We start from the raw sequence: 23,768 nt of genomic DNA on the forward strand, positions 1-23,768 counted from the left end.
TTAGGAACCCCTCAGAAACAGGGTGCGACTGGCTCAATCCGGGACATTCCGCCTCAAATCCGTGCGAGTTGGGTCCGGTAGAGCGCTTCCGCCTCCCTTGCCATCACGACCGCCGAAAAACGCGAGCGGAAGGCGTCCGCCGTCGGCATGGTGCGCTTCGACCAGGATGGATCGGTCAGCGCCTGCGCCATGACCGCGCCGAAGAGATCGGCCCGTCCGGCTTCCACAAGCGCTTCGCTGTCGCTGCCCAGGATTTCGGGAATGCCGCCGACCCGCGATGCGATCACTGTCTTCTCGGCAGCCAGCGCTTCGAGCACGATGTAAGGCATGGCTTCGGCACGCGATGGCACGACGACGATGTCCGAGAGCGCAAAGGCCTGCGCGATCGGCATGGCCGGGCGAAAACCGATGCGGCGGCCCAGTCCCTTCTGCTCGACCATCCGCTGGTAACGCTCGAGATCGGGTCCGTCACCGATGATCAGGCCGCTCAAGGGGCGTCCGACGCGCCGTTCGGCTTCTGCAAAGGCGTTGATGAAGACGTCCGGGCCCTTCAGGTCGCGCAACATGCCGATATAGGCGAAGTCGACGCCGTCTTCCGTGACCGGAATGCGTCCGAAATCCCGCTCGCTGATACCATTGTAGATCCGCGTCGCCGCACAATGCGGTTTTCCTATCTTGGTCTCGTAGGTCGTGCGCTCGTAGTCGCAGACGAAGGAGATCGACTCCGTCATCCGCTCCAGAATGCGCTCGGCCATGAACACGCCCTGGCCGGACAGGGACCTGCGCGAAAAGTGCAGGCTGCCGCCATGCGGCGAATAAAGGCGGGCGACGCGATACCTTCGAACCCGCAGCAGTGAGCCGATCAACCGCGCGATCACGCCGCCCTTGGCGCCATGACCATGCAGGATATCCGGCTGCAATTCCTTGATGAGTTTGTAACTTTCGGCAAGTGCCGCCATGTCCTTCAGGCCGACGGATCGGCCGATCGGAAAGCGCGTCACGCCGAGCTTCAGAAACGGCATGATCTGGTCGAACAGCCGGTCCTCATGTGCGCCGCCCGTCGAACTGTCGCAGAGAATGCCCACTTCGTGACCGGCGGCGCTGTGCAGTTCGGCCAGATCGCGCACATGGCGGAATATTCCGCCGATGGGCGATCGGAAGCAATGCAAGATCCTCAGGGTTTGGGCGTCTGCCATCGATCAGAACAGCCGCTCGCGAACATAAACGGTGTCGCCGGCGAGAATCGGATCGGTAATCGGCACCCGGCCCGTGATGATCTGTCCGTTGATCTTGCGGGTCACGTCGACATCGCGCTGGTTGGCGCGGCCATTGAAGCCGCCGGAGACGGCGATGGCGTTGAGGATCGTCATGCCCGGCACATAGGCATACTGGCCTGGCTGGCCGACCTGACCCATGACAAAGATCGAGCGGTAGCGGTCGACTTCGATGGAGACATCCGGATCCCTGAGGAAGCCCTGCTTCAGTTTCTGGGCAAGCGCGCCTTCGAGCTGGGTGAGGGTGGCGCCGCGCGCGGCGACCTGGCCCACCAGCGGGAAGGCGATGTAGCCGGCCTGGTCGACGGTATAGGTGTTGGTCAGGCTCGGCTGCTCGAACACGGTGATGCGCAACCGGTCACCGCTGTCGAGCCGGTAAGGCTGGATCGTCGCCTCGTGAAAGACCTTCGGGGCAGGGCGGTAGCTTGCGCATCCGGAGAGCCCGAGCGACAGGACCGCACTCGCGACCAGAACCATCGCCTGTTTTCCGACCATCGACATGCGCCGCTGCGCTCCCAATAAATTCGTAATCCTTGCCCCTGTTATCGAATGGTTAGGGTTAATGCCGGGTAAACGACCGCTTGGCTCTTGGCTTTTGCTGCGGGCAAAACCGGGCGGATCAGGATTAACCCTTGAGTTACCATGATCCTTTACCTTCTCGGGCGAGATGTACCGGGAGTCTGTAATGTCGAGTGTGGACCGCGATCAACATGATGTCGATATCGACCTGGCCCAGCTCTTTCGCGCTGTCTGGCAGCGGAAGGGGAGGATCCTTGCGGCGACCGCGCTCGTTGGCGTCCTGGCTTTCGTTGGCGCCAATGCCATTTCCCCGAGCTACAAGAGCGACGCCAAACTGCTGATCGAGCCGCGCGAGCCCAATTTCTCGGCGTCCGGCACAGGTTCTGCGGCCGCTGAACCCTTGCCCGACGAGCTCAATATCGCGAGCCAGGTTCAGCTTCTCCAGTCCGTCGACCTCATCAAGCAGGTCGCCCGCGACCTGAAACTGCATGAGCGCACCGAATTCGACCCGGACTCCAGCCCCTCGGCCATAACGGATTTCCTGGTTCTCTTCGGCTTGAAGAGCAATCCGCTGGAACTGCCGCCGGAAGAGCGCGTCATCAATGCCTTCAAGGAAAAGCTCAGCGTCTATCAGGTCGACAAGTCGCGGGTGATTGGCATCGAGTTCACCTCGAAGGATCCGAAGCTTGCGGCAGCGGTGCCGAATGCGATGATGGACGTCTATCGCTCGCTCCAGAGCGGCGCCAAGCTGGACAGCAATTCCGATGCTGTGCGCTGGCTGGAGACGGAAATCGCAAACCTGCGCGAAAAGGTGCGGGATGCCGAGCAGAAGGTCGCCGAATATCGCTCATCTGCGGGGCTGATGTCGCTCGGTTCGGACCAGAGCTCCTTTTCCGGCAAGCAACTCTCCGACATCTCGACCGAACTCGCACGCGTCCGCGGCGAACGCGCCAACGCCGAAGCGACGGCGGAAAACCTGCGCGCCAGTATCAAGGCCGGCAAATCGACCGACACGCTCGACGCCATCGCACGATCGGAATCGATCCAGCGCCTGAAGGCGACGGAATCGCAGATCCGCGCGCAGATCTCCGACCTTTCGACGCGCCTGCTGGATGGTCACCCCCAGATGAAGGCGCTGCGCGCCCAGCTCGCCGGCATCCGCGAGCAGGTGCAGTCCGAATCGCTGCGGGTCGCCGCCAGCCTCGACAACCAGGCCGCCGTTGCGCGCGAGCGCGAAACACAGCTCCTGGCCCAGTTGAACACGCTGAAGGCCGACACGGCGCGGGCCGGAGAAGACGAAGTCGGGTTGAAGTCCCTGGAACGCGAGGCGACGGCGCAGCGCCAGCTGCTGGAAACCTATCTCGCCCGCTATCGCGAGGCGTCCTCCCGGCTCGACAAGGATGCAAGCCCTGCCGATGCACGTGTGATTTCGACGGCCATCGAGCCGCAGGAGCCGAGCTTCCCCAAGGTCGTGCCGATCACCATCGTTGCCACACTTGCGACGCTGATCCTGTCTGCCGTCGCGGTGATGCTGGCCGAACTCTTCAGCGGCCGCGCCCTGCGACCGACTGGTGCGGTGGCGCCGGTTGCAGCACGTCGGGAAGACGCTGAACCGGAAGATACAGTCACGACGATCGAGGCGTCGCGTGCGCGTCCCGCGCAGGATGTGCCGGCGAGCCTCCTCGACGTCGCACCCGATGCCGATCTGGTCGAGGAGATGGAGCAGGCCGTCGCCGAAGATGTGCCAGTCTCTGAGCCGGTCGAGGAGCCGGACGAATTCTCCGTCGCCTCCGTGGCCGATTACCTTGTCGAGCAGCAGACGCGAATTGCCTTTGCCATCTCGCCCTCGGGTGACGATGGCTCGGCCGGCACCGTCGCGCTGGCCCGTGAACTCGCCGATCGCGGTGCCCGAACGGTACTCGTCGACATGACCGGCTCCGCCTGCCCGACGAGGCTCATGGCATCCTGGCGCGATCTCCCGGGGATCACCGACCTGTTGACCGGCGAGGCAGCCTTTGCCGACTGCATCCATCCGGACCGCCTGTCCGCCGCCGATATCGTGCCGCAGGGCAATGCCGATATCCGTCAGGCCATGCGCGGTGCCGACCGTCTCTCGATGATCGTCGACGCGCTCTCCGACGTCTATGATCTGGTGCTGGTGGAATGCGGTCCGGCAAATGCTGAAGGCGTGGCGCGACTGAGCCGCAACGATCGCCACGAGATCATCCTCTCTGCTCCCGAGCCGGAAACAAAGGAACTGGCGGAAATCATGATCGCGTTCGAGGATGCAGGCTACAACGACCTGATCCTTCTCTCTATGAAGACACCGCCGGCGCGAAACACCCTGAACGCCGCCTGAGGCTCTCGAAAACGGTCCGGGCTAGGGTTCAGTCTTCCGGCTTCGCGGCTGCCGTCGCGCCCCCTTGGGCGCGCAGCCGCTGGATCAGCGCATAAAGATGCGGGTTGCCCTTGATCAGGGTCTTGGTCCGGGTAAGGCCCCGATGCGTCATCGCCGCGAGATGCCCCGCAGGCCGCAGCGGCAGAAGGATGTCGTGATGGGCGGTTTCGATCGTGCACCAGCGGCGCTTGTAGTCCTGATCCCCGATCCCGAAGTCGAAGAGCGTGGCACCGTTTAGCGCGCTGCGTTCGATCACCAGCCAGAACAAGAGCTCCCCGGGGCTCGCTTCGGCCATCAGGCTGTCGTCGATCGAGCCGAACTGGCAGATGACGTGATCGCCCTTGCGCGACAGGCCTGTGATGGCCGCGATCTTTCCTTCGTGCTCGCCCTTCAGCCGGATCGCATGCAGTTCCAAAGGAACGTCATCCGCGCCCCGGTCATGTTCGAGAAGCATGTGGAAGAAGGCCTGGGTCTCCGCCGCCTGGAAGACGTTGGGCAGGCCGCCGGCTGCGAACCGGGCGGCTTTCTGGCGGAAGAAACATTCGAGCAGTGCCTTCTGCTCGGAAAGAGAAACCGGTCGGATGTGCTCGAAGCCGCCGGCGGCTTCCAGCTTCCGGACTTGGGCGCGATATTTCTTGCGGCGGCTTTTTGCGTTGAGGGGTGCGATCGTCTCTTCCATGGTCGGGGCAAGCAGCAGCTGGAAGGAGGCGTTCTGGTTTCGGATGCTGGGCAGGCCGCCCAGCGGGTGACGCTCACCTCGCCAGTCGAAGGGAACGTTGGTCAGGCTGAGCAGATCGGCATGATCGCCCAAGGCCGTCGCCAAAAGCAGTTCAAACTCTCTGCCCGGGATGTCCGCTGCGATCTGACGGAAGGCGGCGCTGAAGAGGCCGCTGTTGAAATTGGTGAAGGCAGAGGCGATGAACTGGGCGCTCCGCACCAGGAAGTGACGCTCGATCTCCAGCGGAAGAAGGAAGGCGATCTCGCCATTTAGCCGGCCTTCGACGATGGCCAGGGGATTGCCGTGGGTTTCGACCCAGGCTCGGCACCACTCGTAACCTTGATGCAGCGAGTTCCACGGATCGGCTTCGAGCTTGCGCCAAGCCCGTTCGGCCGGCGCCATGCGCGTGTGCACGGTCAGGTCGAGCCGTCCGGCCGCAATATCGAGTGAGGCGCGACGGGTGCTGAGGTCGGCACCGCTATCTGGCAGCTTCTCGGCATATGCCATTGCATCATGGCGCAGATGGGTCCGCATTACCCTGTCCCGGCTGGTTTCAGACACGTGCGGAAGCTTAAACCGTCCCTTCCAACAAACGGTTATCGTTCAAATTTTCGCTTGTTCCGATCGATACCAGGGTAAAGGCGGAGTTAATCCGCGTCCTTCTTCTTCAACGGCCCGGCCATCCATTTTATGACCAGCATCGCGGGCACGACCCAGAGCAGGCCGGTCAGCAGGAAGTAGAGGAGGTGGGCCCACCAGGGAGCGGTGGCGAGCGTCGCCGTGGCGATCGTGGTCGCGAGCAGGGCATAGATCGATACGATCAGGATGATCAGGATCGTTCCGACAAAGGATCTCAGCTTCGGGCGCTTGGTCATGCCTTTTTCCTACTCGACGTCGCTGCATCCTGCGACGCGACCGCTTGCCGCAAACCGGCGGGCTTGTTTTGCACGGCTGACTGATGCAAATCAACGGGCGAATAGAGGATTGACTGATGACAGCTGTGTTGACCGGAACCGAGTTGCAGGTGCGCAAGGACATTGCCCGTGTGGATGCCGACCGAAAGGCGATCCGCATCTGGCTCGGCGTGGTGATCTTTGCGCTCTTCTGTCTCGTGCTGGTCGGAGGTGCCACGCGCCTGACCGATTCCGGTCTGTCGATCACCCAGTGGAAGCCGATCCACGGCGTGATCCCGCCGCTCACCACCGAAGAGTGGGAGCAGGAGCTCGAGCTTTATCGCCAGATCCCCGAATACCAGCAGATCAACAAGGGCATGAGCCTCGACGAGTTCAAGTTCATCTTCTGGTGGGAATGGGCCCACCGTCTGCTCGCCCGCATGATCGGCCTGATCTTCGCCCTGCCGCTCGCTTACTTCTGGATCCGTGGCAAGGTCGAACCCAGCCTGCGCGCGCCGCTGGTGGGACTACTGGCGCTGGGTGGTCTGCAGGGCTTCATCGGCTGGTGGATGGTCTCCTCGGGCCTCAGCGAACGTGTCGATGTCAGCCAGTACCGGCTGGCCGTGCATCTGATGATGGCCTGCTTCATCTTCGCAAGCTGCGTGTGGATCTTCCGCAGCCTTCATCCCCACACGGACGACGCCGCCCCAACGGACAAGAGCCGTCTGTTCGCGGGCATCCTGCTGGTCATGACCTTCGTGCAGATCTATCTCGGCGCCCTCGTCGCAGGCCTCGATGCTGGCTTCAGCTACAACACCTGGCCGTTGATGGATGGCGCGCTCGTGCCGCAGGGACTCTTCGTTCAGGCGCCCGCCTGGATCAATGTCTTTGAGAACCCGAAGACCGTGCAGTTCATCCACCGCATCGGCGCCTACATTCTGTTTGCCGCAGCCCTTGCCCACATGATCCAGTGTCTGCGGGCGGCCCCCCAGACCACCCATGCGCGCCGCAGCGTGGTGCTCTTTGGCCTGATCAGCCTTCAGGCTGTCACCGGTATCGTGACGCTGGTCACGCAGGTGCCGCTGCATGCCGGCGTCACCCATCAGGGCATGGCGCTGGTGGTGTTGGCCTTTGCCGTTGCCCATCTGCGCGGCTTCTACGGCGAGCGTCCCAAGCCGGTTCTGGTCGAAGTCAGGGACTGATCTAGCCGAAGCGATAGGAGGAATAGGGCTTTCCGAGGAACTCACCCCGGAAGACCTGCCGTCCGGCATCAGAGCCTGCCGCCCCCGACGCGACGAAAAGCGGCACGAGATGGTCATGGTCCGGCACATGGCAGGCCAGCGCATCCGGATTCTGGTCCCAGGTTGAAAGCACCTTGGCCCGCAGGTCGCTGTCCGGATCGGCGACCGCCTTGCTCAGCCAGTCGTCGAAGCGGACCGCCTGCTGCACATGGCTGGGCTCCGCCTGCCGGAACATCCGCATGTTGTGGTAGCTCATGCCAGACGCAATGATCAGCACGTCTTCGTCGCGCAGCGGCGCCAGCGCCTTGCCGATCTCGACATGGCTTGCGACATCGAGCGTATTCTTCAGCGAAATCATGGTGACCGGCACATCCGCCTGCGGATAGACCAGCATCAGCGGGATGAAGACGCCGTGGTCGAAGCCGCGTGTATCATCTTCGGCGCTCTCGATCCCGGCCTCCGCCAGCAGCGTCCGCGCGCGGGCCGCAAGGTCCGGAGAGCCCGGGGCAGGGTAGGAAAGCTCGTAGGTGTGCGGCGGGAAATTGTAGTAGTCGAAAAGCATGCCAGGCTTCGCAGCCGTGCTCACAGTCGGTACAGGCTCCTTTTCCCAATGGCCGGAAACCACCAATACGGCCTTCGGTCGACGTCCGATCTCGGCGTCGAGGCCTTCGAGGAAGGCGCGCAGATCGTCCCACGGCGCCTTGCCTTCGGCATCGCGCGGAAATTCCATGAACGGCCAGGGGCCGCCGCCATGCGGAATGAAGTAGACGGGGAAACGCTTGCTCATGGTGTGCCTCACTTTCGCGAAGCACCCTAGCACTACCGATCGTCATCCATAATCTGCCACATGATCGACATTTCGTTCGGCAATTGTGAACGACAGAGAGGCGAGGTCAGACACGCCGACCTCGCTTGGCATCATGGTGACTGCTTACGCCGACAACATAAGGTCCATGTTCTGCACGGCAGCGCCCGATGCGCCCTTGCCGAGATTGTCGAGCAGGGCCACCAGGTTCACATGCGCGCCACCGGGCGTGCCGAAGACGAAGAGCTTCATCGTGTCCTTGCCGACAAGTTCCTCGGCGTCGACGCGCGGCAGCTTCGCGCTTTCAGCAAGCGGAACCACGCTGACGATATCCTGGTCGGCGTAATGCGCAACGAGTGCCTCGTGGATGCTCTCGACCGTCGTGCCTTCAGCGAGATCGTCCAGGAACAGCGGTACCTGCACGATCATGCCCTGGGCGAAGCGGCCGACGGAAGGGGCAAAGAGCGGCGGGCGGTCGAGCAGGCCATGGGTCTGCATCTCCGGCACATGCTTGTGCTTGAGCGTCAGGCCGTAAAGGAAGTTGTTGGCGGCAAGATGCTCGGGATGATCAGCGTCTTCCATCTGCGCAATCAGCTGCTTGCCACCGCCGGTATAGCCTGAGACGGCGTTGACCGAGACCGGATAGCCGTCCGGCAGGATGCCGGCAGCGCGCAGCGGCCGGATGAGGCCGATCGCACCGGTCGGATAGCAGCCGGGATTGGAGACGTAGCGCGCGCTCTGGATCTTCGCCTTCTGCGCCTTGTCCATCTCGGCAAAGCCATAGGCCCAGTCCGGATGCACCCGGAATGCCGTGGAGGCATCGAGCAGGCGGACATTGTTGTTGGCAGCCGTCATCTCATAGGCCTGCTTCGATGCATCATCAGGCAGGCAGAGGATCGCGATATCGGCGCTGTTGAGCATATCCTCACGCATCTTCTCGTTCCGCCGCTCGGCTTCCGGGATCGAGAGCAGTTCGAGATCGCGGCGATCGGCCAGGCGCGTGCGGATCTGCAGACCCGTTGTGCCGTGTTCGCCGTCGATGAAGATCTTCGCTGCCATTTGTCTAATCCCGTCAGAGGTTTGGATGAGAATGCGGACTCTGTTTGTGAGTGTGTTGAATCAATGTGTCAGGCGCGTGTCGCAAGCTTCTCGGCGCGCAGGCCCAGCATATACATGGCAACCGTCGCACCGGCAATTGCGGTAATATCGGCATGGTCATAGGCCGGCGCCACTTCGACGATGTCGGAGCCGCGGATGTCGAGAGGCCCGAGTTTGCGCAGCACCGACAGCATCTTGGCGGAGGATGGGCCACCGGCGACCGGCGTGCCAGTGCCAGGCGCATAAGCCGGATCGAGGCAGTCGATGTCGAAGGTCAGGTAGGCCGGCGCCTGGCCGACATGGGCGAGGATGGCATTCGCGATCGCCTGCGCACCCATGTCCTCGACCTCGTAACCCGGGATGATCCTGATGCCGAAATCCTCCGGTGCCTCGGTGCGGATGCCGATCTGGATTGACTTCGTCGGGTCTATCACGCCTTCGCGCACTGCACGGCAGACGAAGGAACCGTGGTCGATCCGCTGGCCATCGTCATCCCAGGTATCCTGATGCGCATCGAAATGCACGAGCGCGAGCGGGCCATGCTTGGCCGCATGGGCCTTGAGGAGCGGCCAGGTCACGAAGTGATCGCCACCGAGGCCGAGCAGATAGGCGCCCGACGAGATGATCCTGGCTGCTTCCTGTTCGATCAGGGCAGGGGTCTTCTGATGATTGCCGTAGTCGAGCAGCACATCGCCGTAGTCGATGACGGCCATCTCCTCGAAAAGGTCTCTCGCGAACGGATATTGCGGGTCGTTGTCGAAGATGGCGGATGCGCGCCGGATCGCCTGAGGCCCGAAACGGGCGCCCGGCCGGTTCGAGACGGCAGCGTCGAAGGGAATGCCGAGTACGACCGCGTCAACGTCGGAGAGATCTTTCGAGTGTTTCCGACGCATGAAGGAGAGCACGCCGGCATAGGTCGGGTCCGTCGCCGCCCCGCGCACGGCCTTGGCGGTGAAGGCGTTGTCGATCGTCTTGCTGGCCATGATGCTCTCCGTTGAAATTTGATCAAATTATCGGCTGGGCTGCTGCGGTCAAGCTGCGGTGTGGAGCCGCGAAACGAAAAAAGGCGGAGCCGAAGCCCCGCCTTGCTTTCCGTTTCCGGTCGTCCAGCGATTAACGCTTGGAGAACTGGAACGAACGACGGGCCTTAGCCTTGCCGTACTTCTTACGCTCGACGACGCGGCTGTCGCGGGTCAGGAAGCCGCCCTTCTTCAGAACGGAGCGCAGGCCCGGTTCGAAGTAGGTGAGGGCCTTCGAGAGACCGTGACGAACTGCACCGGCCTGGCCGGAGAGGCCGCCGCCGTGGACGGTCGCGACGATGTCGAACTGGCCGTCACGGGCAGCTGCGACGATCGGCTGCTGCAGGATCATCTGCAGGACCGGACGGGCGAAGTAGGTGCGGAATTCGCGGCCGTTGATGGTGATCTTGCCGGTGCCCGGCTTGACCCACACGCGGGCAACAGCGTTCTTGCGCTTGCCGGTGGCGTAGGAGCGACCCAGAGAGTCGACCTTGCGGACGTGAGCCGGAGCTGCGTCCTGTGCCGGGGCAAGGTCCTTCAGGGAAGAAAGATCGGCCATACTTAGGCGCTCCTTGTGTTCTTGGCGTTCAGCTTGGCAACGTCGAGAGCGACGGGCTGCTGAGCTTCATGCGGGTGGTTCGTGCCGGCGTAAACGCGCAGGTTCTTCATCTGGCGACGACCGAGCGGGCCGCGCGGGATCATGCGCTCGACGGCCTTCTCGAGAACGCGCTCCGGGAAGCGGCCTTCGATGATCTGGCGAGCCGTACGCTCCTTGATGCCGCCCGGATAACCGGTGTGCCAGTAGTACTTCTTGTCGGCATACTTTTTGCCGGTGAAGACGACCTTTTCGGCATTGATGACGATGACGTTGTCGCCGTCGTCAACATGGGGTGTATAGGTGGCCTTGTGCTTGCCACGCAGGTGCATGGCGATGATGGTGGCGAGGCGGCCGACAACGAGCCCTTCGGCGTCGATGAGGATCCACTTCTTCTCCACCTCTGCAGGCTTCTGAACGAAGGTAGACATTGAGGTCTCTTTCCGTGTGATCCCGCAGTCCGCTGTTGCGATAACTGCAGGCGTTTCTTGTTGCTTGTTTCACGCCGTTTTCGACGCAAAAAAGAAAGCGGTCCCGAAGGGCCGCATTCCGGGGCCGGGTATAGATCTGGCGCCTCGAAAGGTCAATATGCCCGCGCCGTGTGCCTCTGTCGAAAACGTAAGTAAAAACAATGGCGTGGGAATGGGGTAATATTTTACCGCATTACTATTGTGTTGGTGGAGCCGGAATTATCGCCCCAGACCTGCAAGATGTGGCAAAGAATAGAAATATTCCAATGTTTCGTTGAAATGGAACGGGGGTGTTGTGGCTGCACATCTCAACCTATGAGATTGCTAATATTCGCATGAACATAATGAAAACATAAACCGAACGTAATCGGCGGACATCCTCACACGGAGATCGCCATGTCGCTTGAACGTCGTATTTCGCTTGTCACTCTCGGCGTTTCCGACGTCGCCCGCAGCACCGAATTCTACGCCAGGCTCGGCTGGTCGAAGTCCTCAGCTTCCAACGACAACGTCACCTTCATCCAGCTGAAAGGCATCGCGCTCGGTCTCTTCTCCCGAGCAAGCCTGGCCGAGGACGCCCATGTCGAGGACACGCCACCCGGCTTTTCCGGCGTGACGCTTGCCTACAATGTCTCGAGCGAGATTGGCGTCGATGCCGTCGTCAAATTCGCTGTCTCCTGTGGCGCAAAGCTCGTGAAGGCGCCGGAGAAAGTCTTCTGGGGCGGCTATTCCGGCTATGTCGCCGATCCCGACGGCCACCTCTGGGAAATCGCTTTCAATCCCTTCTTCCCCCTGGACGAACATGGGCACGTGGTCTTGCCGGACTGATGATCGGCATTTGAGCGATTTGGGTGCCGGGTCGTTAAGCGGACTTTGCTAGGCTCGGCTTGGGACATGTTGGACGGGTAGACCAGAGGCCCTTGCGGGCTGGGAGGAACGTCCATGAACCATGACACCTACCTGAACAGCTATCTCGCCGACATCCTTGCGGCCGCGAAGACCGTCGCGGTTCTGGGCGCATCGCCAGACGACAAGCGTCCGAGCCACTGGATTTCCGGCTTCCTTCTGGGGAAGGGCTATCACGTCTTTCCGGTCAACCCCTCACATCGCGGCGAACGCATTCTCGGCCAGCATGTCTACGGCTCGCTCGCCGAAATCCGCGAGCCTGTCGACCTTGTCGATGTCTTCCGTCGCCCGGAGCATCTGGACGCCATCGTCGACGAGGTGCTGGCGATGACACCGCGCCCGACCGCTATCTGGTGCCAACTCGGCATACGCAACGACGCGGCCGCCGCCAGGGCGGAAGCCGCAGGCCTCAAGGTCGTGATGAACCGCGCTTTGGTCTCCGAGTACCCACTGGTCTACGAGCGCCTGCACGCGCCGTCCGTCCAGGGGCACGCAGCCTGAGCCGGCCCGCGGAAATCAGAACCGGACGATCGGCTTGCCGAAGTTGAAGCGGCGCGATTCCGGATCGTACTCTTGGCAATTGAGGACCGGGCATCGCGCGGTGTCCTTGGTCGGGACATAGGCACGCTCGGCATATTCATGCGGATCGCAAAGAGCCGTACGGGTCACGTAGCGATCGTAGAGGGTCATGTTCTTCACGCGTGTCGACGGGTAGCGCAGGATGGCCGCCCCCTCGTTGATCACCCGCTTGCGAACCTGGTCGCAGGTGAGCTGGGTGGTGTTGTAGCGGGAAATGGCGAGCGCCGGCTGGGCGAGCAGGCTGGCGGATATTGTCATGATGGCAAGCGATGTCGGGCGCATCTCGGTCCTCCTTCTGGTGGTCGCTCAACGTGGAGCGGGGCAGGGCGGTTCCGCCTTGCAGCCGGCAGATGCTACACCATCTAAGTCTCATCATAGGATGGACAAGGAGACGCAGATGGCCGATCACGATCATTACAGTGCGGAGTATCTCAAGGATATCCTCGCTTCGGTAAAGACCATCGCGCTGGTCGGGGCCTCGCCGAAGCCGGATCGCCCGAGCTTTGGCGTCATGCGCTTTCTGCTTTCCAAGGGTTACAAGGTTCATCCGGTCAATCCCGGACAGGCTGGCAAGGAAATCCTCGGTCAGACAGTCTACGCCACCATGGCCGATATTTCCGAAGCAATCGACATGGTCGACGTTTTCCGGGCCCCGGAATATCTCGGCGAAGTGGTCGCCGAGTCGCTCGCGCTCAACGATCGCCCCAAGGTGATCTGGGGCCAGTTGTCCGTTCGGGACGACGAAGCGGTGAAGCCGGCCGAGGAGGCGGGCATCAAGGTAGTCATGGACCGCTGCCCGGCAATCGAAATCCCCAGGCTCGGCCTTTGAGACCTCACGCTTCGATCAGAACATCCGGATTGGCTCTCAGCGCATTCAGCGTGTCGGCATTGCCGCAGTAGTCCATGAAGGTCTGCTCGGCCTTGCCCTGGCGCAGGTGCTGCTTGCACGTGTCCTTCGACGAACATTGTGCGCAGGTGATCTGCATGTCGCGGAAGAGCCGGCGCATGCGATACTCCACCTCGGCCGGATCGATGTTGAGCGCGCGCATCATGGCCGGCATCTCGTCGGCGGCATGGGGGCCGGCCTTTACCAGCGCCAGCAACTGATGGGCGCTGATCCCGCAGTCCTCGGCAAGCGCCTCGACTTCTGTATCAGAAAGCGCTGCCAGCATGTCGCTTTCGGTGGTGTTTTCGAAACCCTGGGCGAACCAAGAGAGAATCTGCTGCACGGTGTGACGGACCGGATCGGCAATCCTGAGTGTCATGGGGGCTCTCCTTCGACTGGCGACAAGAATGCCACCGCGCCACCCGTGCGCATTGACCTCGATCAAGCAGGAATTTCCTCAATCGGCGCTTCTCTTGGAATAATCCGGGGCTGACATCGGGCAGCGAGCCTTTATGATCCGGCCCGACGTCATCAAGGGAGGACAACACAATGTCGGAAAACAATCCGGGTTTCGCCACGCTCGCCATTCACGCCGGTGCCCAGCCGGACCCCACCACAGGCGCGCGCATCACGCCGATCTACCAGACCACGGCCTATGTCTTCAACGACAGCGACCATGCCGCAAACCTCTTTGCGCTCAAGGAGTTCGGCAATATCTACACGCGCATCATGAACCCCACCCAGGGCGTTCTGGAAGAGCGTGTGGCAGCGCTGGAAGGCGGCACGGCAGCACTCGCCGTTGCCTCGGGTCATGCAGCCCAGCTCCTGATCTTCCACGCTCTGATGCAGCCGGGCGATAACTTCGTCGCGGCGAAGAAGCTCTATGGCGGCTCGATCAACCAATTCGGCCATGCCTTCAAGAATTTCGGCTGGCAGGTGCGTTGGGCCGATCCCGCCGATCCGGAGAGCTTTGCCGCCCAGATCGACGATAAGACCAAGGCCGTCTACATCGAAAGCCTCGCCAATCCCGGCGGCACCTTCGTCGATATCGCAGCCATTGCCGAGGTGGCCCATCGTCACGGCCTGCCGCTGATCGTCGACAACACCATGGCAAGCCCCTACCTCATCCGCCCGCTGGAACACGGTGCCGACATCATCGTGCATTCCGCCACCAAGTTCCTCGGCGGCCATGGCAATTCCATGGGTGGCATCATCGTCGACGGCGGCACCTTCGACTGGTCGGCCAAGCCGGGCAAATATCCGATGCTCTCGGAGCCACGCCCGGAATACAACGGCGTCGTTCTCCACCAGACCTTCGGCAACTTTGCCTTCGCCATTGCAGCCCGCGTTCTCGGCCTGCGCGACCTTGGTCCCGCCATCGCCCCGATGAACGCCTTCCTCCTTCTGACCGGCATCGAAACCCTGCCGCTCAGAATGCAGCGCCACTGCGATAACGCCATGAAGGTGGCGACCTGGCTGAAGAGCCATCCTAAGGTCGCCTGGGTGAACTATGCGGGCCTCGCCGACGATCCGAACAATGCGCTGCAGAAGCGTTACTCGCCGAAAGGCGCCGGATCTGTCTTCACCTTCGGCATCAAGGGCGGTCTCGAAGCCGGCAAGGCGCTGGTCGGTGGCTTGAAGCTCTTCTCGCATCTCGCCAATATCGGCGACACCCGTTCGCTCATCATCCACCCGGCGTCGACGACCCATGCGCAGCTATCCGAAGAGCAGCAGATCGCAGCCGGTGCGGGACCCGATGTTGTGCGTCTGTCCATCGGCATCGAAGACGCGGAAGACATCATCGCGGATCTCGAACAGGCGCTGTCACTCGCCTGATTACGCGTGACCTCTGTTAGCCCGGTCGTGGCTCCGCGGAACCGCGGCCGGGCTTTGCTGTTGGACTTCTCTCATCCCGAAGGAAGGAGATTTCCAATGAAGCTGAAGGCCATTGCCTTGAACGCCACGCTGAAGGGCAGCACCGCCGAGCCATCCTCCACCGACCGCATGTTGAGCCTGATCGCCGCTGCCATGGGCAAGGAGGAGGTGGAGACTGAAACCGTCCGGCTTGCCGATCACGACATTCGTCCAGGCGTGACGTCAGACGAGGGCCCCGGCGACGCATGGCCTGCCATCCGCGAAAAGATCCTCGCCGCCGACATTCTCGTCGTGGGTACGCCCATCTGGCTCGGCCAGCCGTCGAGCGTCTGCAAACGCGCGCTCGAGCGGATGGATGCCTTTCTGTCCGAGACCGACGATCAGGGGCGCATGGTCTCCTATGGCAAGGTCGCTGCTGTCGCGGTCGTTGGCAACGAAGATGGCGCGCACCATGTCTCGGCCGAACTCTACCAGGCCCTGAACGATGTCGGCTTTACCATTGCCTCGAATGCGGTCGCCTACTGGGTCGGAGAAGCGATGGGCAGCACCGACTTCAAGGATCTCGATCCGGTGCCGGAAAAGGTGACGACAACCGTCGGCATGGTGGCCCGCAACACGGTGCATCTGGCCCGCCTCCTGGTAGACAACCCCTATCCGCCGCAGAAATGAGACCGGCCGCGTGGATTTTGCGCGCGGCTTGAGGCAAGACTGACGGGCCGGCATCCGAGGATGCCCGGCCCGCTGCCGCATTAGTCTTCGCTCAGGAGCCCGCCATGTCTGCCGCCCTCGCTTTCGATCCGTCGACCGTCACCCCGGAAGAGGGCGCGCCCGCACCGGACCGCCTCATCTCAGGCGACCCGCGTTTCACCACCTGGAACCTGGAAGAGGCAGAAGGCGGCGTCTATGCCGGCATCTGGCAGTCGACGCCGGGCAAGTGGCGGATCGTCTACGACGAATGGGAGTATTTCCACATTCTCGAAGGCCACTCTGTCGTGACCGAAGATGGCGGTGACCCGATCCATCTGAAGGCCGGCGACCGCCTGATCCTCAGACCCGGCTTCAAGGGAACCTGGGAAGTCCTTGAAACGACTCGCAAGGATTACGTCATCCGGCTCTAGTCTGCGGCTATCCTCGGCCTCGCATGTGCGGCAGATCACTGACTGTCCAGCACAGATCAGGCTAGGACGCCGCCTCAAGATTACAGTGCCGGATTACCTGAATGACCATTTTTCGCTTTGCCCTCATCGTCATCGTCGGGCTTTTTGTTATCGTCGGTGGCCGCTGGTACGCCTATGTCAGCAATACCAGCAGCCCCTATGACGAAGTCGGGATCGAGATCAACAGCCGTCTTCCGCATGGTCTCCGCAAATGGGGATGCGATCGGCTGCAACAGTCTTTTCCGGAGAGTGTCCCGCCCTATGGCTGCGGCGCTCCGGATAGCCGGAGTTGGATTTGAGCGATTGCGCCGGACGAGGAAGTGATCAGCCCGTTTTCAAACGCGCCGCTGCCGCCTCATGCTCGGCGACCATCATCGCATCCTCGGCCGAGACTTTCTGGATGCTCGCGCGGCTGCCGATGCGGTCCATATAGGCCTGGAAAGCAGGGCGAGCCTCGACCAGCCCGAACATCGTCGTCCAGCGCAGGGCGATGCCCCACAGGAGGTCCGCGGCTGTGAAACGCTCGCCGAGCAGATAAGGGCCCGTCTTCAGCGTCTCCTCGAGCAGATCGATGAGCGCCTCATAGCTCGCATAGGGCGTCTCGTTCATCGAACCCGGCTCGCGCTTCAGATAGCGGTCCACAACGGCCGGCTCGAAGCAGCTGCCGTAGATGAACAGCCAGCGGACATAGGCGCCACGATCCGGGTCGGTCAGCGCCGGGGCAAGACCCGCTTCGGGAAAGAGATCCGCGAGATAAAGATAGATCGCGCCCTGTTCCGTGATCAGCGTTTCGCCGACACGCACGGCCGGCACCTTGCCGAGCGGATTGATCGCGAGATAGGCCGGCTGGCGCTGCTCGCCCGTCTTCATGTTCAGCACATGCAAATCATAGGGCACGTCAAGCTCCTCCAGCAGCACCCGTGCGCCGGTGGCACGGGTCTGGGGCGAGTAGAAGAGGGTGATCGGCAGGTCCTTGGTCATCGAAGTCTCCCTTTGAAATGAGTGGCGCCTCAAGGCGATGGGGAGAGAATGCGCCACCATACCTGTCAGATTGTGTCAGGTTGGTTTAGCATGATGCGGGAAAGAGGATTTTTTCTCCATGCGTGCGAGCCGGCTGATCAACATACTGACCACCCTTCAGGCCAAGGGCCTAGTAACGGCGGAGGCTCTTGCCGATGAAAACGACGTATCGGTCAGAACGATCTATCGCGACATCGATGCGCTTTCGCTGTCCGGCATCCCCGTCTATAGCGAGCGCGGATCCGATGGCGGCTACCGGCTCTTGGACGGCTATCGGGTTCGCCTGAATGGCCTCACGCCGGCTGAGGCCGAAGCCATGTTCCTGTCGGGCATCCCCGGTGCGGCTGCCGACCTCGGCCTCGGTTCCCTCATGGCCGGCGCGCAGAAGAAGCTGACCGCGGCTTTGCCCGAGGATCTGCGGGAAAGCGCCCGGCGCATGCAGTCGAAGTTTCATCTCGATGCGCCTGCCTGGCTCGCCGAGGGTGAGCAGCCGGTCTATCTGCAGGCCATTGCCGATGCTGTCTGGAATTCGAAGCGTATCCGCATGCGCTACCGGTCTTGGAAGGCGGAGAAGAACCGGCTCGCAGACCCGCTCGGCATCGTGATGAAGGGCGGGGCCTGGTATCTCGTCGCCCGGGTCGACGGCACGCCGCGTACCTATCGCATCTCGCGCGTCCTGGACCTGATCGTGACCGAAGAGCGCTTCGACTGGCCGCGCGACTTCGACCTTGCCGCCTACTGGAGCGAGAACACCCGCCGGCTCGAGCTGGAGCTTTATCCGAACCGGGCAATGATCCGCCTCTCTCCCTGGGGCCTCAAGGAGATCGAACATATGGCGCCGCCCTATGTGCGCGCCAATCTCGAACTGCTCGGTGAGCCTGATGCTCTCGGCTGGCGCACCGCAAGCCTTCCCGTAGCGCATGAGCGCATGGCGGTGTCCGAGTTCCTGAAGCTCGGCATCGAGGTCGAGGTTCTCGATCCGCCGGAACTGAGAGAAGCCATGCGCCGGGCCGCGCACGCTCTGACGGAGCGCTACGCCGGCCCGCCGGCAGTCACCATGTAAGGTCGAGCCGCTCCAGCCCGTGGAAGTGATAGACGTCCTTCACGCGGGGCGTCTCGGCGATCTTCAGCCCCGGCAACCGCTGGAAGAGCAGGGGCAGGACGATGTTGAGCTCGAGCCGGGCGAGCGGTGCCCCGATGCAGAAGTGAATGCCGGCGCCGAAGGAAAGATTGGCGCCCTCATCACGCGAAGGCTTGAATTCGAGCGGTTCGGGAAACTTCTGCGGATCGAGATTGGCGGCCGCGAGAATGAGGCTCACCTTGTCGCCGCGCTTGAAGCTGACGCCATCGATGTCGCAGGGCTCCAGGCACCAGCGCTGGAAGATATGCACCGGCGCGCAGATGCGAAGGGTCTCCTCGACCGTCCGCTCGGTCGTCTTCTCGTCGGTGAAGAGCGTCACCGGATCGATCCCGCTATCGAGGATGACCCGCACCGAATTGCCGATCTGATGCACGGTCGCCTCGTGCCCGGCATTGAGCAGCACGATGGTCGTCGAGATCAGCTCGTCCTCGGTGAGGAACTGGCCCTTGTGCTCGGTATGGATCATGTGGCTCAGGAGATCGTCGCGCGGCTCGGCCCGACGCTCGGCAATCACCTGCCGCACGTAGTCAGCAAACTCCTTGGCCGAGCGGTCGGCGGCCTCCTCATCGGCGCGGCTGCGCTTGAACATGTACATGCCGACATAGTCGTGGCTCCATTTCAGGAGCTGCGGGCCCATCTCTTCGGGAATGCCGATCATCCGGGCGATCATCGTCACCGGGATGATGTCAGCGAAGGTCGACAGGAGCTCCGTCTTGCCGTCTTTCTCGAAGTCGTCGATCAGCCGGTTGGCCAGTTCCGTGATCTCCGGCGTCATCTTCTCGACATGGCGGGAGACGAAGGCGCGGTTGACGAGGGTGCGAAGACGCGTGTGCTCCGGCGGCTCGATTTCGAGCAGCGAGTGCTCCTCGGCCTTGTCGAAGTGGCGGGTATGCGCCGCAGGCTCCGGCATGCCGAGCTCTTCGCGCGTCGCGATATGCAGGATCTGCCGGCCGAAGCGGCGATCGCGCAGAAGCGCATTCACATGGTCATAACCGGTGAAGAACCACTGCTTCTGCTCCTCCCAGTAGAAGGTTGGACAGCTCGCATGCAAGGCAGCATATGTCTTGTTCGGATCGGTGTAGAAGGCCGGGTCGCGGGCGTCGAGACAGACGCGGCGGGTGACGGGATCGATGGAGAGGAAAGATGTCTGTGTCATGCCCTCTGTTTATCCCCTCGACACCGTTCCGCAAGGGGAGGGGCCGCATCAGTCGTGGAGATTGTTCCCGACCGCTGCGATGCGCTTGAGGATCGCCACCTGCCGATCCGCCTGGGCATCGAGATTGTCGCTCCGAGCGGGCGGAACGGTCACGACCTTGCCGTTGGCATTCACGGATGTGCGGTTGCGGCCTCCCGCCTTGGCGGCATAGAGAGCCGTGTCCGCCTGCGCCATCATGCTCTCGAGATCGGCGTTGGCCAGTGGCGCGACCGCAATGCCGACGCTGGTCGTGACGTGGATGCGCTGGGTCTCTGCATCGATCGCTCGCTCGGCAAAGGCCATCCGGACCGTTTCCGCAAAAAGCGCTGCATCCTTCGGTTCATTGACCGCAAGCACGGCGGCGAATTCTTCGCCGCCCGTTCGACCGAAGGCGGCCCGTTGCGGCAGATGCGCCTTGCAGGTCGCCGAAAATTCGAGAAGCACCCGATCGCCGACCTGATGCCCGTGCCGATCGTTGATCTGCTTGAAGTGGTCGAGATCGAATATGATCATGGCGAGCCCGGCAGAAGGCGCGGAATCGACGAGCCCTTGAAACGCATCCGAGAAACCGCGCCGGTTGAGTGCGCCGGTCAGCGGATCAGCGCGCACCAGCGCCTGGAGCCGTTCCTCCGAGCGATCCATCATCATCTTGGCGATCAGCGTCATGGCCGTGATGAAGGCAATGAGCCCAACGATGCTGACGGCGACGGCGAGGGTCATCTCGGTAAAGCTCCGCGGCATGATACGCGTGGCTATATAGGCGAAGACGAGACAGGCGCCAGCCTGCAGAAACCAGACGGTCGCGAGCATCACGCGATACCGCCGGGTCGAGAAGGTGCCCGTCAGGACGATCACCCCGAGTGCCGCTAGCCCCGCCGCTGCCGCGACATTGTAGATCGCCATCCGGTAGCCGATCTCGGCAGTGAAGGCAGGCACAGCATTGCCCGCCACCCAGATGAGGGCAGGCAGGGCGACATAGGCAGGCGCCCGACGGTCGTCGAAGGCGCAAAGCGCCTGACCCCAGCAGATGAAGCCGAGAAGCGAGAGGATGTTGCCGGCATGAATGGAGAGGACGTCGGGGATCTGGTCCCTGAGGCCGACCATGCCCAGACCTATGGCCTGCAGGCCGAACCCGAGGCCGAACCAGAGGAAATGGCGCTGGTCGCGGGCATGCAGCCATATGGCAATCAGCAGAATCGCCAGCGTTCCGGCCTGGATAACCCAGAGCAGAAACGCAGTCTTCACGTCGATCACGATCCGCAGTCCTGAAATAATGTCTAAGAATATCCCCGGGACAATGGCTGAGAGTGGTTAACCAGTCCCTAGGATGGAAGGGCCACAAACGGCCATCCAGGCCACCCTGCAATCAGAGGCATCGCGGGCCGATTACCGAAATTTCACCATGTTAGCATCATCTTGTGTATGGATGGGTGCCGCGCGACGCCCCTTGCCGAGAAATGCCCGATCTCCCCGGCCTTGGCGCTGTCCGACCCGTGTTCCGACCATTAAGGATATCCCGTCCTCGTGTCTTGAATGTCGGGGTGCGGACACTCTATGTAGGGGTTGACAGATTTTGTGTGATTCCCGCCACGGACGTGCCGGGGAGAGGCTGAAAAGGACCGACATGACAAATCCCGTTGATACCGCTCTCGCTCTGGTGCCGATGGTCGTCGAACAGACCAATCGTGGCGAGCGCTCCTACGATATCTTCTCCCGACTGCTGAAGGAGCGGATCATCTTCCTGACGGGCCCGGTCGAGGATACGATGGCCTCGCTCGTCTGCGCGCAGTTGCTCTTCCTCGAGGCGGAAAACCCGAAGAAGGAAATTGCCATCTACATCAATTCGCCGGGCGGTGTCGTCACCTCCGGCATGGCGATCTACGACACCATGCAGTTCATTCGTCCGGCCGTCTCGACGCTGTGCATCGGTCAGGCAGCCTCGATGGGCTCGCTGCTGCTCGCCGCTGGCGAAAAGGGCATGCGCTTCGCCACCCCGAACTCCCGGATCATGGTGCACCAGCCATCCGGCGGCTTCCAGGGCCAGGCTTCCGACATCGAGCGCCACGCTCGTGACATTATTAAGATGAAGCGTCGCCTGAACGAGGTCTATGTCAAGCACACGGGCCGGACCTATGACGAAGTGGAAAACACGCTGGATCGTGACCACTTCATGGAATCGAGCGAGGCAAAGGAATGGGGTCTGATCGACCGTATCCTCACCTCGCGCGCCGAGATCGAAGGCGCTGCACCATCGGCTTGATCCGGGCCGAGTTGGCCGGCATCCCCAAGATGCCGGCAGACGTGATGGGCGCCGGGGTTTAAACTCGGCGCAAAAGCGCTAATACTAGGATTAAGGCTATGTTGAATCTTTGTGACATAGTCTGCCGAGAACGGGAGTTTTCGTTGCCGCCGCTCCGACAAGGTCGGGTCGGCTAGTAGCTCCGGATCGGAAAGAGGTTTTCACCAAAGGCGGCGGTGGAAGCTTATCAGTGTGAGTGACCGCCCTGCCGTGACTGCGGTGGCGCGGCGTGCTGGAAGGATAAAGACATGAGCAAGGTCAGCGGAAGCAACGGCGGTGACTCCAAGAATACCCTTTATTGTTCCTTCTGCGGCAAGAGCCAGCACGAGGTCCGCAAGCTGATTGCCGGACCGACGGTGTTCATCTGCGATGAATGCGTCGAACTCTGCATGGACATCATCCGCGAAGAGAACAAGTCTTCGATGGTCAAGTCGCGTGACGGCGTTCCCACGCCGCAGGACATCATTAAGATCCTCGACGAATACGTGATCGGCCAGAAGCAGGCGAAGAAGATCCTGTCGGTGGCCGTACACAACCACTACAAGCGCCTGTCGCACGCCTCCAAGGGCGGCGACGTCGAACTGGCGAAGTCGAACATCATGCTCGTCGGCCCGACCGGCTGCGGCAAGACCTATCTTGCCCAGACGCTCGCCCGCATCATCGACGTTCCCTTCACCATGGCGGATGCCACGACGCTGACCGAAGCCGGTTACGTTGGTGAAGACGTCGAAAACATCATCCTGAAGCTGCTCCAGGCGGCCGACTACAATGTCGAGCGCGCCCAGCGCGGCATCGTCTACATCGACGAAGTCGACAAGATCTCCCGCAAGTCGGACAATCCCTCGATCACCCGCGACGTATCGGGCGAGGGCGTCCAGCAGGCACTGCTGAAGATCATGGAAGGCACGGTTGCTTCCGTTCCGCCGCAGGGTGGCCGCAAGCATCCGCAGCAGGAATTCCTGCAGGTCGACACGACGAACATCCTGTTCATCTGCGGCGGCGCCTTTGCCGGCCTCGACAAGATCATCTCCGCGCGTGGCGAGAAGACCTCGATCGGCTTCGGTGCGACCGTCAAGGCAGAAGACGATCGCCGCGTTGGCGAAGTCCTGCGCGAACTCGAGCCGGAAGATCTGGTCAAGTTCGGCCTCATCCCGGAATTCATCGGTCGTCTGCCGGTTCTGGCAACGCTCGAAGACCTCGATGAGGATGCGCTGATCCAGATCCTGTCGGAGCCGAAGAACGCGCTCGTCAAGCAGTACCAGCGCCTGTTCGAGATGGAAGACGTCGAACTGACCTTCCACGAGGACGCTCTGCGCGAGATCGCCCGCAAGGCCATCACCCGCAAGACCGGTGCGCGTGGCCTGCGTTCGATCATGGAAAAGATCCTGCTCGACACGATGTTCGAACTGCCGGAGCTCGAAGGCGTTCGCGAAGTCGTCATCTCCGACGACGTCGTCAACGGCAGCTCGCGTCCGCTCTACATCTATGCGGATCGCCAGGAAGAAAAGGCCAACGCCTCGGCCTGATCCTGACCGCAGAAGAAGCATTGAGAGCCCGCCCGACAAAGGCGGGCTCTTTCTTTTTGGGCTGGCTGTGGTTTTCCCCGACCAAAGCACCAGATTTACCGTATGCTCTGTTGAAAGGCCTGCTGATTGGGCTAGAACAGAAGCGAGAGTGAAC

26 protein-coding genes are annotated in these 23,768 nt (G+C 62.0%); 12 read left to right on the plus strand and 14 right to left on the minus strand.

What is annotated here, in order from left to right:
* Positions 1 to 53: 53 nt before the first annotated feature.
* Together M1E12_RS05380 and M1E12_RS05385 are read right to left on the minus strand one after the other, a co-directional pair.
* On the minus strand, positions 54 to 1,196 hold the full coding sequence (locus tag M1E12_RS05380; protein WP_479564004.1) for a glycosyltransferase family 4 protein: 1,143 nt from the start codon (positions 1,194 to 1,196) through the stop codon (positions 54 to 56).
* Between the two features lie 3 nt (positions 1,197 to 1,199).
* Positions 1,200 to 1,775: a polysaccharide biosynthesis/export family protein gene (locus tag M1E12_RS05385; protein WP_113459361.1), complete on the minus strand. Its 576-nt coding sequence runs from the start codon at positions 1,773 to 1,775 to the stop codon at positions 1,200 to 1,202.
* 184 nt (positions 1,776 to 1,959) lie between these two features.
* On the opposite strand from M1E12_RS05385, the gene M1E12_RS05390 reads away from it, so the two are divergent.
* Complete coding sequence (locus M1E12_RS05390; protein ID WP_479564005.1) at positions 1,960 to 4,152, plus strand: GumC family protein; 2,193 nt, start codon at positions 1,960 to 1,962, stop codon at positions 4,150 to 4,152.
* Between the two features lie 28 nt (positions 4,153 to 4,180).
* Here M1E12_RS05390 and M1E12_RS05395 read toward each other — a convergent pair whose 3' ends face one another.
* Complete coding sequence (locus tag M1E12_RS05395; RefSeq protein ID WP_479564006.1) at positions 4,181 to 5,443, minus strand: GNAT family N-acetyltransferase; 1,263 nt, start codon at positions 5,441 to 5,443, stop codon at positions 4,181 to 4,183.
* Positions 5,444 to 5,556: 113 nt separating this feature from the next.
* On the minus strand, positions 5,557 to 5,784 hold the full coding sequence (locus tag M1E12_RS05400) for a DUF2842 domain-containing protein (RefSeq protein WP_113459364.1): 228 nt from the start codon (positions 5,782 to 5,784) through the stop codon (positions 5,557 to 5,559).
* A 116-nt stretch (positions 5,785 to 5,900) separates the two neighbouring features.
* On the opposite strand from M1E12_RS05400, the gene M1E12_RS05405 reads away from it, so the two are divergent.
* Entirely contained in the window at positions 5,901 to 7,004 is a 1,104-nt protein-coding gene (locus M1E12_RS05405; protein WP_479564007.1) for a COX15/CtaA family protein, read from the plus strand.
* A 1-nt stretch (position 7,005) separates the two neighbouring features.
* Here M1E12_RS05405 and M1E12_RS05410 read toward each other — a convergent pair whose 3' ends face one another.
* The 5 genes from M1E12_RS05410 to rplM all read right to left on the minus strand — a co-directional run bounded on the left by M1E12_RS05410 (position 7,006) and on the right by rplM (position 10,991).
* A complete protein-coding gene (locus M1E12_RS05410) occupies positions 7,006 to 7,830 on the minus strand; it encodes a DODA-type extradiol aromatic ring-opening family dioxygenase (RefSeq protein WP_479564008.1) in 825 nt (274 codons plus the stop codon).
* A 144-nt stretch (positions 7,831 to 7,974) separates the two neighbouring features.
* The gene (gene argC, locus M1E12_RS05415) at positions 7,975 to 8,907 is read right to left on the minus strand and encodes an N-acetyl-gamma-glutamyl-phosphate reductase (protein ID WP_479564009.1); all 933 of its coding nucleotides are present in this window, start codon (positions 8,905 to 8,907) and stop codon (positions 7,975 to 7,977) included.
* A 68-nt stretch (positions 8,908 to 8,975) separates the two neighbouring features.
* Positions 8,976 to 9,929, minus strand: coding sequence for an agmatinase (gene speB / locus M1E12_RS05420; protein WP_479564010.1), 954 nt, complete (start codon positions 9,927 to 9,929; stop codon positions 8,976 to 8,978).
* A gap of 130 nt (positions 9,930 to 10,059) precedes the next feature.
* Positions 10,060 to 10,524 carry a 30S ribosomal protein S9 gene (rpsI, locus tag M1E12_RS05425; protein ID WP_113378149.1) on the minus strand — a complete coding sequence of 155 codons (465 nt, stop codon included), beginning with the start codon at positions 10,522 to 10,524 and terminating at the stop codon, positions 10,060 to 10,062.
* Positions 10,525 to 10,526: 2 nt separating this feature from the next.
* A complete protein-coding gene (gene rplM, locus M1E12_RS05430; protein WP_136542608.1) occupies positions 10,527 to 10,991 on the minus strand; it encodes a 50S ribosomal protein L13 in 465 nt (154 codons plus the stop codon).
* A 435-nt stretch (positions 10,992 to 11,426) separates the two neighbouring features.
* On the opposite strand from rplM, the gene M1E12_RS05435 reads away from it, so the two are divergent.
* Entirely contained in the window at positions 11,427 to 11,858 is a 432-nt protein-coding gene (locus M1E12_RS05435; RefSeq protein ID WP_310237963.1) for a VOC family protein, read from the plus strand.
* 114 nt (positions 11,859 to 11,972) lie between these two features.
* Positions 11,973 to 12,437, plus strand: a complete 465-nt coding sequence (locus M1E12_RS05440) for a CoA-binding protein (protein WP_479564011.1) — start codon at positions 11,973 to 11,975, stop codon at positions 12,435 to 12,437.
* A gap of 15 nt (positions 12,438 to 12,452) precedes the next feature.
* Here the strand turns inward: M1E12_RS05440 and M1E12_RS05445 are convergent, their stop codons facing one another.
* Complete coding sequence (locus M1E12_RS05445) at positions 12,453 to 12,797, minus strand: hypothetical protein (RefSeq protein WP_479564012.1); 345 nt, start codon at positions 12,795 to 12,797, stop codon at positions 12,453 to 12,455.
* A gap of 115 nt (positions 12,798 to 12,912) precedes the next feature.
* On the opposite strand from M1E12_RS05445, the gene M1E12_RS05450 reads away from it, so the two are divergent.
* On the plus strand, positions 12,913 to 13,344 hold the full coding sequence (locus M1E12_RS05450; RefSeq protein WP_479564013.1) for a CoA-binding protein: 432 nt from the start codon (positions 12,913 to 12,915) through the stop codon (positions 13,342 to 13,344).
* A 4-nt stretch (positions 13,345 to 13,348) separates the two neighbouring features.
* Here the strand turns inward: M1E12_RS05450 and M1E12_RS05455 are convergent, their stop codons facing one another.
* Positions 13,349 to 13,780: a DUF6455 family protein gene (locus tag M1E12_RS05455; protein WP_310237971.1), complete on the minus strand. Its 432-nt coding sequence runs from the start codon at positions 13,778 to 13,780 to the stop codon at positions 13,349 to 13,351.
* Between the two features lie 170 nt (positions 13,781 to 13,950).
* Between M1E12_RS05455 and M1E12_RS05460 the strand changes: the two genes are divergently transcribed.
* From M1E12_RS05460 to M1E12_RS05475, 4 genes are all read left to right on the plus strand, one after another.
* On the plus strand, positions 13,951 to 15,237 hold the full coding sequence (locus tag M1E12_RS05460; protein ID WP_479564014.1) for an O-acetylhomoserine aminocarboxypropyltransferase: 1,287 nt from the start codon (positions 13,951 to 13,953) through the stop codon (positions 15,235 to 15,237).
* Positions 15,238 to 15,333: 96 nt separating this feature from the next.
* Positions 15,334 to 15,945: a flavodoxin family protein gene (locus tag M1E12_RS05465; RefSeq protein ID WP_479564015.1), complete on the plus strand. Its 612-nt coding sequence runs from the start codon at positions 15,334 to 15,336 to the stop codon at positions 15,943 to 15,945.
* A gap of 104 nt (positions 15,946 to 16,049) precedes the next feature.
* Positions 16,050 to 16,394, plus strand: coding sequence for a cupin domain-containing protein (locus M1E12_RS05470; RefSeq protein ID WP_113459375.1), 345 nt, complete (start codon positions 16,050 to 16,052; stop codon positions 16,392 to 16,394).
* 101 nt (positions 16,395 to 16,495) lie between these two features.
* Entirely contained in the window at positions 16,496 to 16,732 is a 237-nt protein-coding gene (locus tag M1E12_RS05475; RefSeq protein WP_479564016.1) for a hypothetical protein, read from the plus strand.
* Positions 16,733 to 16,757: 25 nt separating this feature from the next.
* On the opposite strand, the gene M1E12_RS05480 is transcribed toward M1E12_RS05475, so the two are convergent.
* Positions 16,758 to 17,414 (minus strand): glutathione S-transferase family protein, encoded by a 657-nt coding sequence (locus M1E12_RS05480; protein WP_479564017.1) that lies wholly within the window; start codon positions 17,412 to 17,414, stop codon positions 16,758 to 16,760.
* A 118-nt stretch (positions 17,415 to 17,532) separates the two neighbouring features.
* Here M1E12_RS05480 and M1E12_RS05485 point away from each other — a divergent pair, with 118 nt between their 5' ends.
* On the plus strand, positions 17,533 to 18,516 hold the full coding sequence (locus tag M1E12_RS05485) for a helix-turn-helix transcriptional regulator (RefSeq protein WP_136542599.1): 984 nt from the start codon (positions 17,533 to 17,535) through the stop codon (positions 18,514 to 18,516).
* Here the strand turns inward: M1E12_RS05485 and M1E12_RS05490 are convergent.
* Together M1E12_RS05490 and M1E12_RS05495 are read right to left on the minus strand one after the other, a co-directional pair.
* On the minus strand, positions 18,506 to 19,750 hold the full coding sequence (locus M1E12_RS05490) for a cytochrome P450 (RefSeq protein WP_479564018.1): 1,245 nt from the start codon (positions 19,748 to 19,750) through the stop codon (positions 18,506 to 18,508). The two genes, M1E12_RS05485 and M1E12_RS05490, sit on opposite strands and share 11 nt — an antisense overlap.
* 48 nt (positions 19,751 to 19,798) lie before the next feature.
* On the minus strand, positions 19,799 to 21,043 hold the full coding sequence (locus tag M1E12_RS05495) for a GGDEF domain-containing protein (protein WP_479564019.1): 1,245 nt from the start codon (positions 21,041 to 21,043) through the stop codon (positions 19,799 to 19,801).
* A gap of 370 nt (positions 21,044 to 21,413) precedes the next feature.
* On the opposite strand from M1E12_RS05495, the gene M1E12_RS05500 reads away from it, so the two are divergent.
* Positions 21,414 to 22,049: an ATP-dependent Clp protease proteolytic subunit gene (locus M1E12_RS05500; RefSeq protein ID WP_113459380.1), complete on the plus strand. Its 636-nt coding sequence runs from the start codon at positions 21,414 to 21,416 to the stop codon at positions 22,047 to 22,049.
* Positions 22,050 to 22,336: 287 nt separating this feature from the next.
* The gene (clpX, locus tag M1E12_RS05505; protein ID WP_113459381.1) at positions 22,337 to 23,614 is read left to right on the plus strand and encodes an ATP-dependent Clp protease ATP-binding subunit ClpX; all 1,278 of its coding nucleotides are present in this window, start codon (positions 22,337 to 22,339) and stop codon (positions 23,612 to 23,614) included.
* The last annotated feature ends 154 nt before the right edge of the window (positions 23,615 to 23,768 follow it).

The sequence above is a fragment of the Rhizobium sp. K33 genome (assembly GCF_056501445.1).

Bases quoted from the DNA above. Each gene is read 5' to 3' on its own strand.
- M1E12_RS05475 (WP_479564016.1), top strand. From the start codon at position 16,496: ATGACCATTTTTCGCTTTGCCCTCATCGTCATCGTCGGGCTTTTTGTT.
- M1E12_RS05405 (WP_479564007.1), top strand. From the start codon at position 5,901: ATGACAGCTGTGTTGACCGGAACCGAGTTGCAGGTGCGCAAGGACATT.
- M1E12_RS05460 (WP_479564014.1), top strand. From the start codon at position 13,951: ATGTCGGAAAACAATCCGGGTTTCGCCACGCTCGCCATTCACGCCGGT.
- argC (WP_479564009.1), bottom strand. From the start codon at position 8,907: ATGGCAGCGAAGATCTTCATCGACGGCGAACACGGCACAACGGGTCTG.
- M1E12_RS05500 (WP_113459380.1), top strand. From the start codon at position 21,414: ATGACAAATCCCGTTGATACCGCTCTCGCTCTGGTGCCGATGGTCGTC.
- M1E12_RS05390 (WP_479564005.1), top strand. From the start codon at position 1,960: ATGTCGAGTGTGGACCGCGATCAACATGATGTCGATATCGACCTGGCC.
- M1E12_RS05400 (WP_113459364.1), bottom strand. From the start codon at position 5,784: ATGACCAAGCGCCCGAAGCTGAGATCCTTTGTCGGAACGATCCTGATC.
- M1E12_RS05485 (WP_136542599.1), top strand. From the start codon at position 17,533: ATGCGTGCGAGCCGGCTGATCAACATACTGACCACCCTTCAGGCCAAG.
- M1E12_RS05455 (WP_310237971.1), bottom strand. From the start codon at position 13,780: ATGACACTCAGGATTGCCGATCCGGTCCGTCACACCGTGCAGCAGATT.
- M1E12_RS05480 (WP_479564017.1), bottom strand. From the start codon at position 17,414: ATGACCAAGGACCTGCCGATCACCCTCTTCTACTCGCCCCAGACCCGT.
- M1E12_RS05380 (WP_479564004.1), bottom strand. From the start codon at position 1,196: ATGGCAGACGCCCAAACCCTGAGGATCTTGCATTGCTTCCGATCGCCC.
- M1E12_RS05410 (WP_479564008.1), bottom strand. From the start codon at position 7,830: ATGAGCAAGCGTTTCCCCGTCTACTTCATTCCGCATGGCGGCGGCCCC.
- M1E12_RS05385 (WP_113459361.1), bottom strand. From the start codon at position 1,775: ATGTCGATGGTCGGAAAACAGGCGATGGTTCTGGTCGCGAGTGCGGTC.
- M1E12_RS05395 (WP_479564006.1), bottom strand. From the start codon at position 5,443: ATGCGGACCCATCTGCGCCATGATGCAATGGCATATGCCGAGAAGCTG.
- speB (WP_479564010.1), bottom strand. From the start codon at position 9,929: ATGGCCAGCAAGACGATCGACAACGCCTTCACCGCCAAGGCCGTGCGC.
- M1E12_RS05450 (WP_479564013.1), top strand. From the start codon at position 12,913: ATGGCCGATCACGATCATTACAGTGCGGAGTATCTCAAGGATATCCTC.
- rplM (WP_136542608.1), bottom strand. From the start codon at position 10,991: ATGTCTACCTTCGTTCAGAAGCCTGCAGAGGTGGAGAAGAAGTGGATC.
- clpX (WP_113459381.1), top strand. From the start codon at position 22,337: ATGAGCAAGGTCAGCGGAAGCAACGGCGGTGACTCCAAGAATACCCTT.
- M1E12_RS05465 (WP_479564015.1), top strand. From the start codon at position 15,334: ATGAAGCTGAAGGCCATTGCCTTGAACGCCACGCTGAAGGGCAGCACC.
- M1E12_RS05445 (WP_479564012.1), bottom strand. From the start codon at position 12,797: ATGCGCCCGACATCGCTTGCCATCATGACAATATCCGCCAGCCTGCTC.
- M1E12_RS05440 (WP_479564011.1), top strand. From the start codon at position 11,973: ATGAACCATGACACCTACCTGAACAGCTATCTCGCCGACATCCTTGCG.
- rpsI (WP_113378149.1), bottom strand. From the start codon at position 10,524: ATGGCCGATCTTTCTTCCCTGAAGGACCTTGCCCCGGCACAGGACGCA.
- M1E12_RS05490 (WP_479564018.1), bottom strand. From the start codon at position 19,750: ATGACACAGACATCTTTCCTCTCCATCGATCCCGTCACCCGCCGCGTC.
- M1E12_RS05470 (WP_113459375.1), top strand. From the start codon at position 16,050: ATGTCTGCCGCCCTCGCTTTCGATCCGTCGACCGTCACCCCGGAAGAG.
- M1E12_RS05435 (WP_310237963.1), top strand. From the start codon at position 11,427: ATGTCGCTTGAACGTCGTATTTCGCTTGTCACTCTCGGCGTTTCCGAC.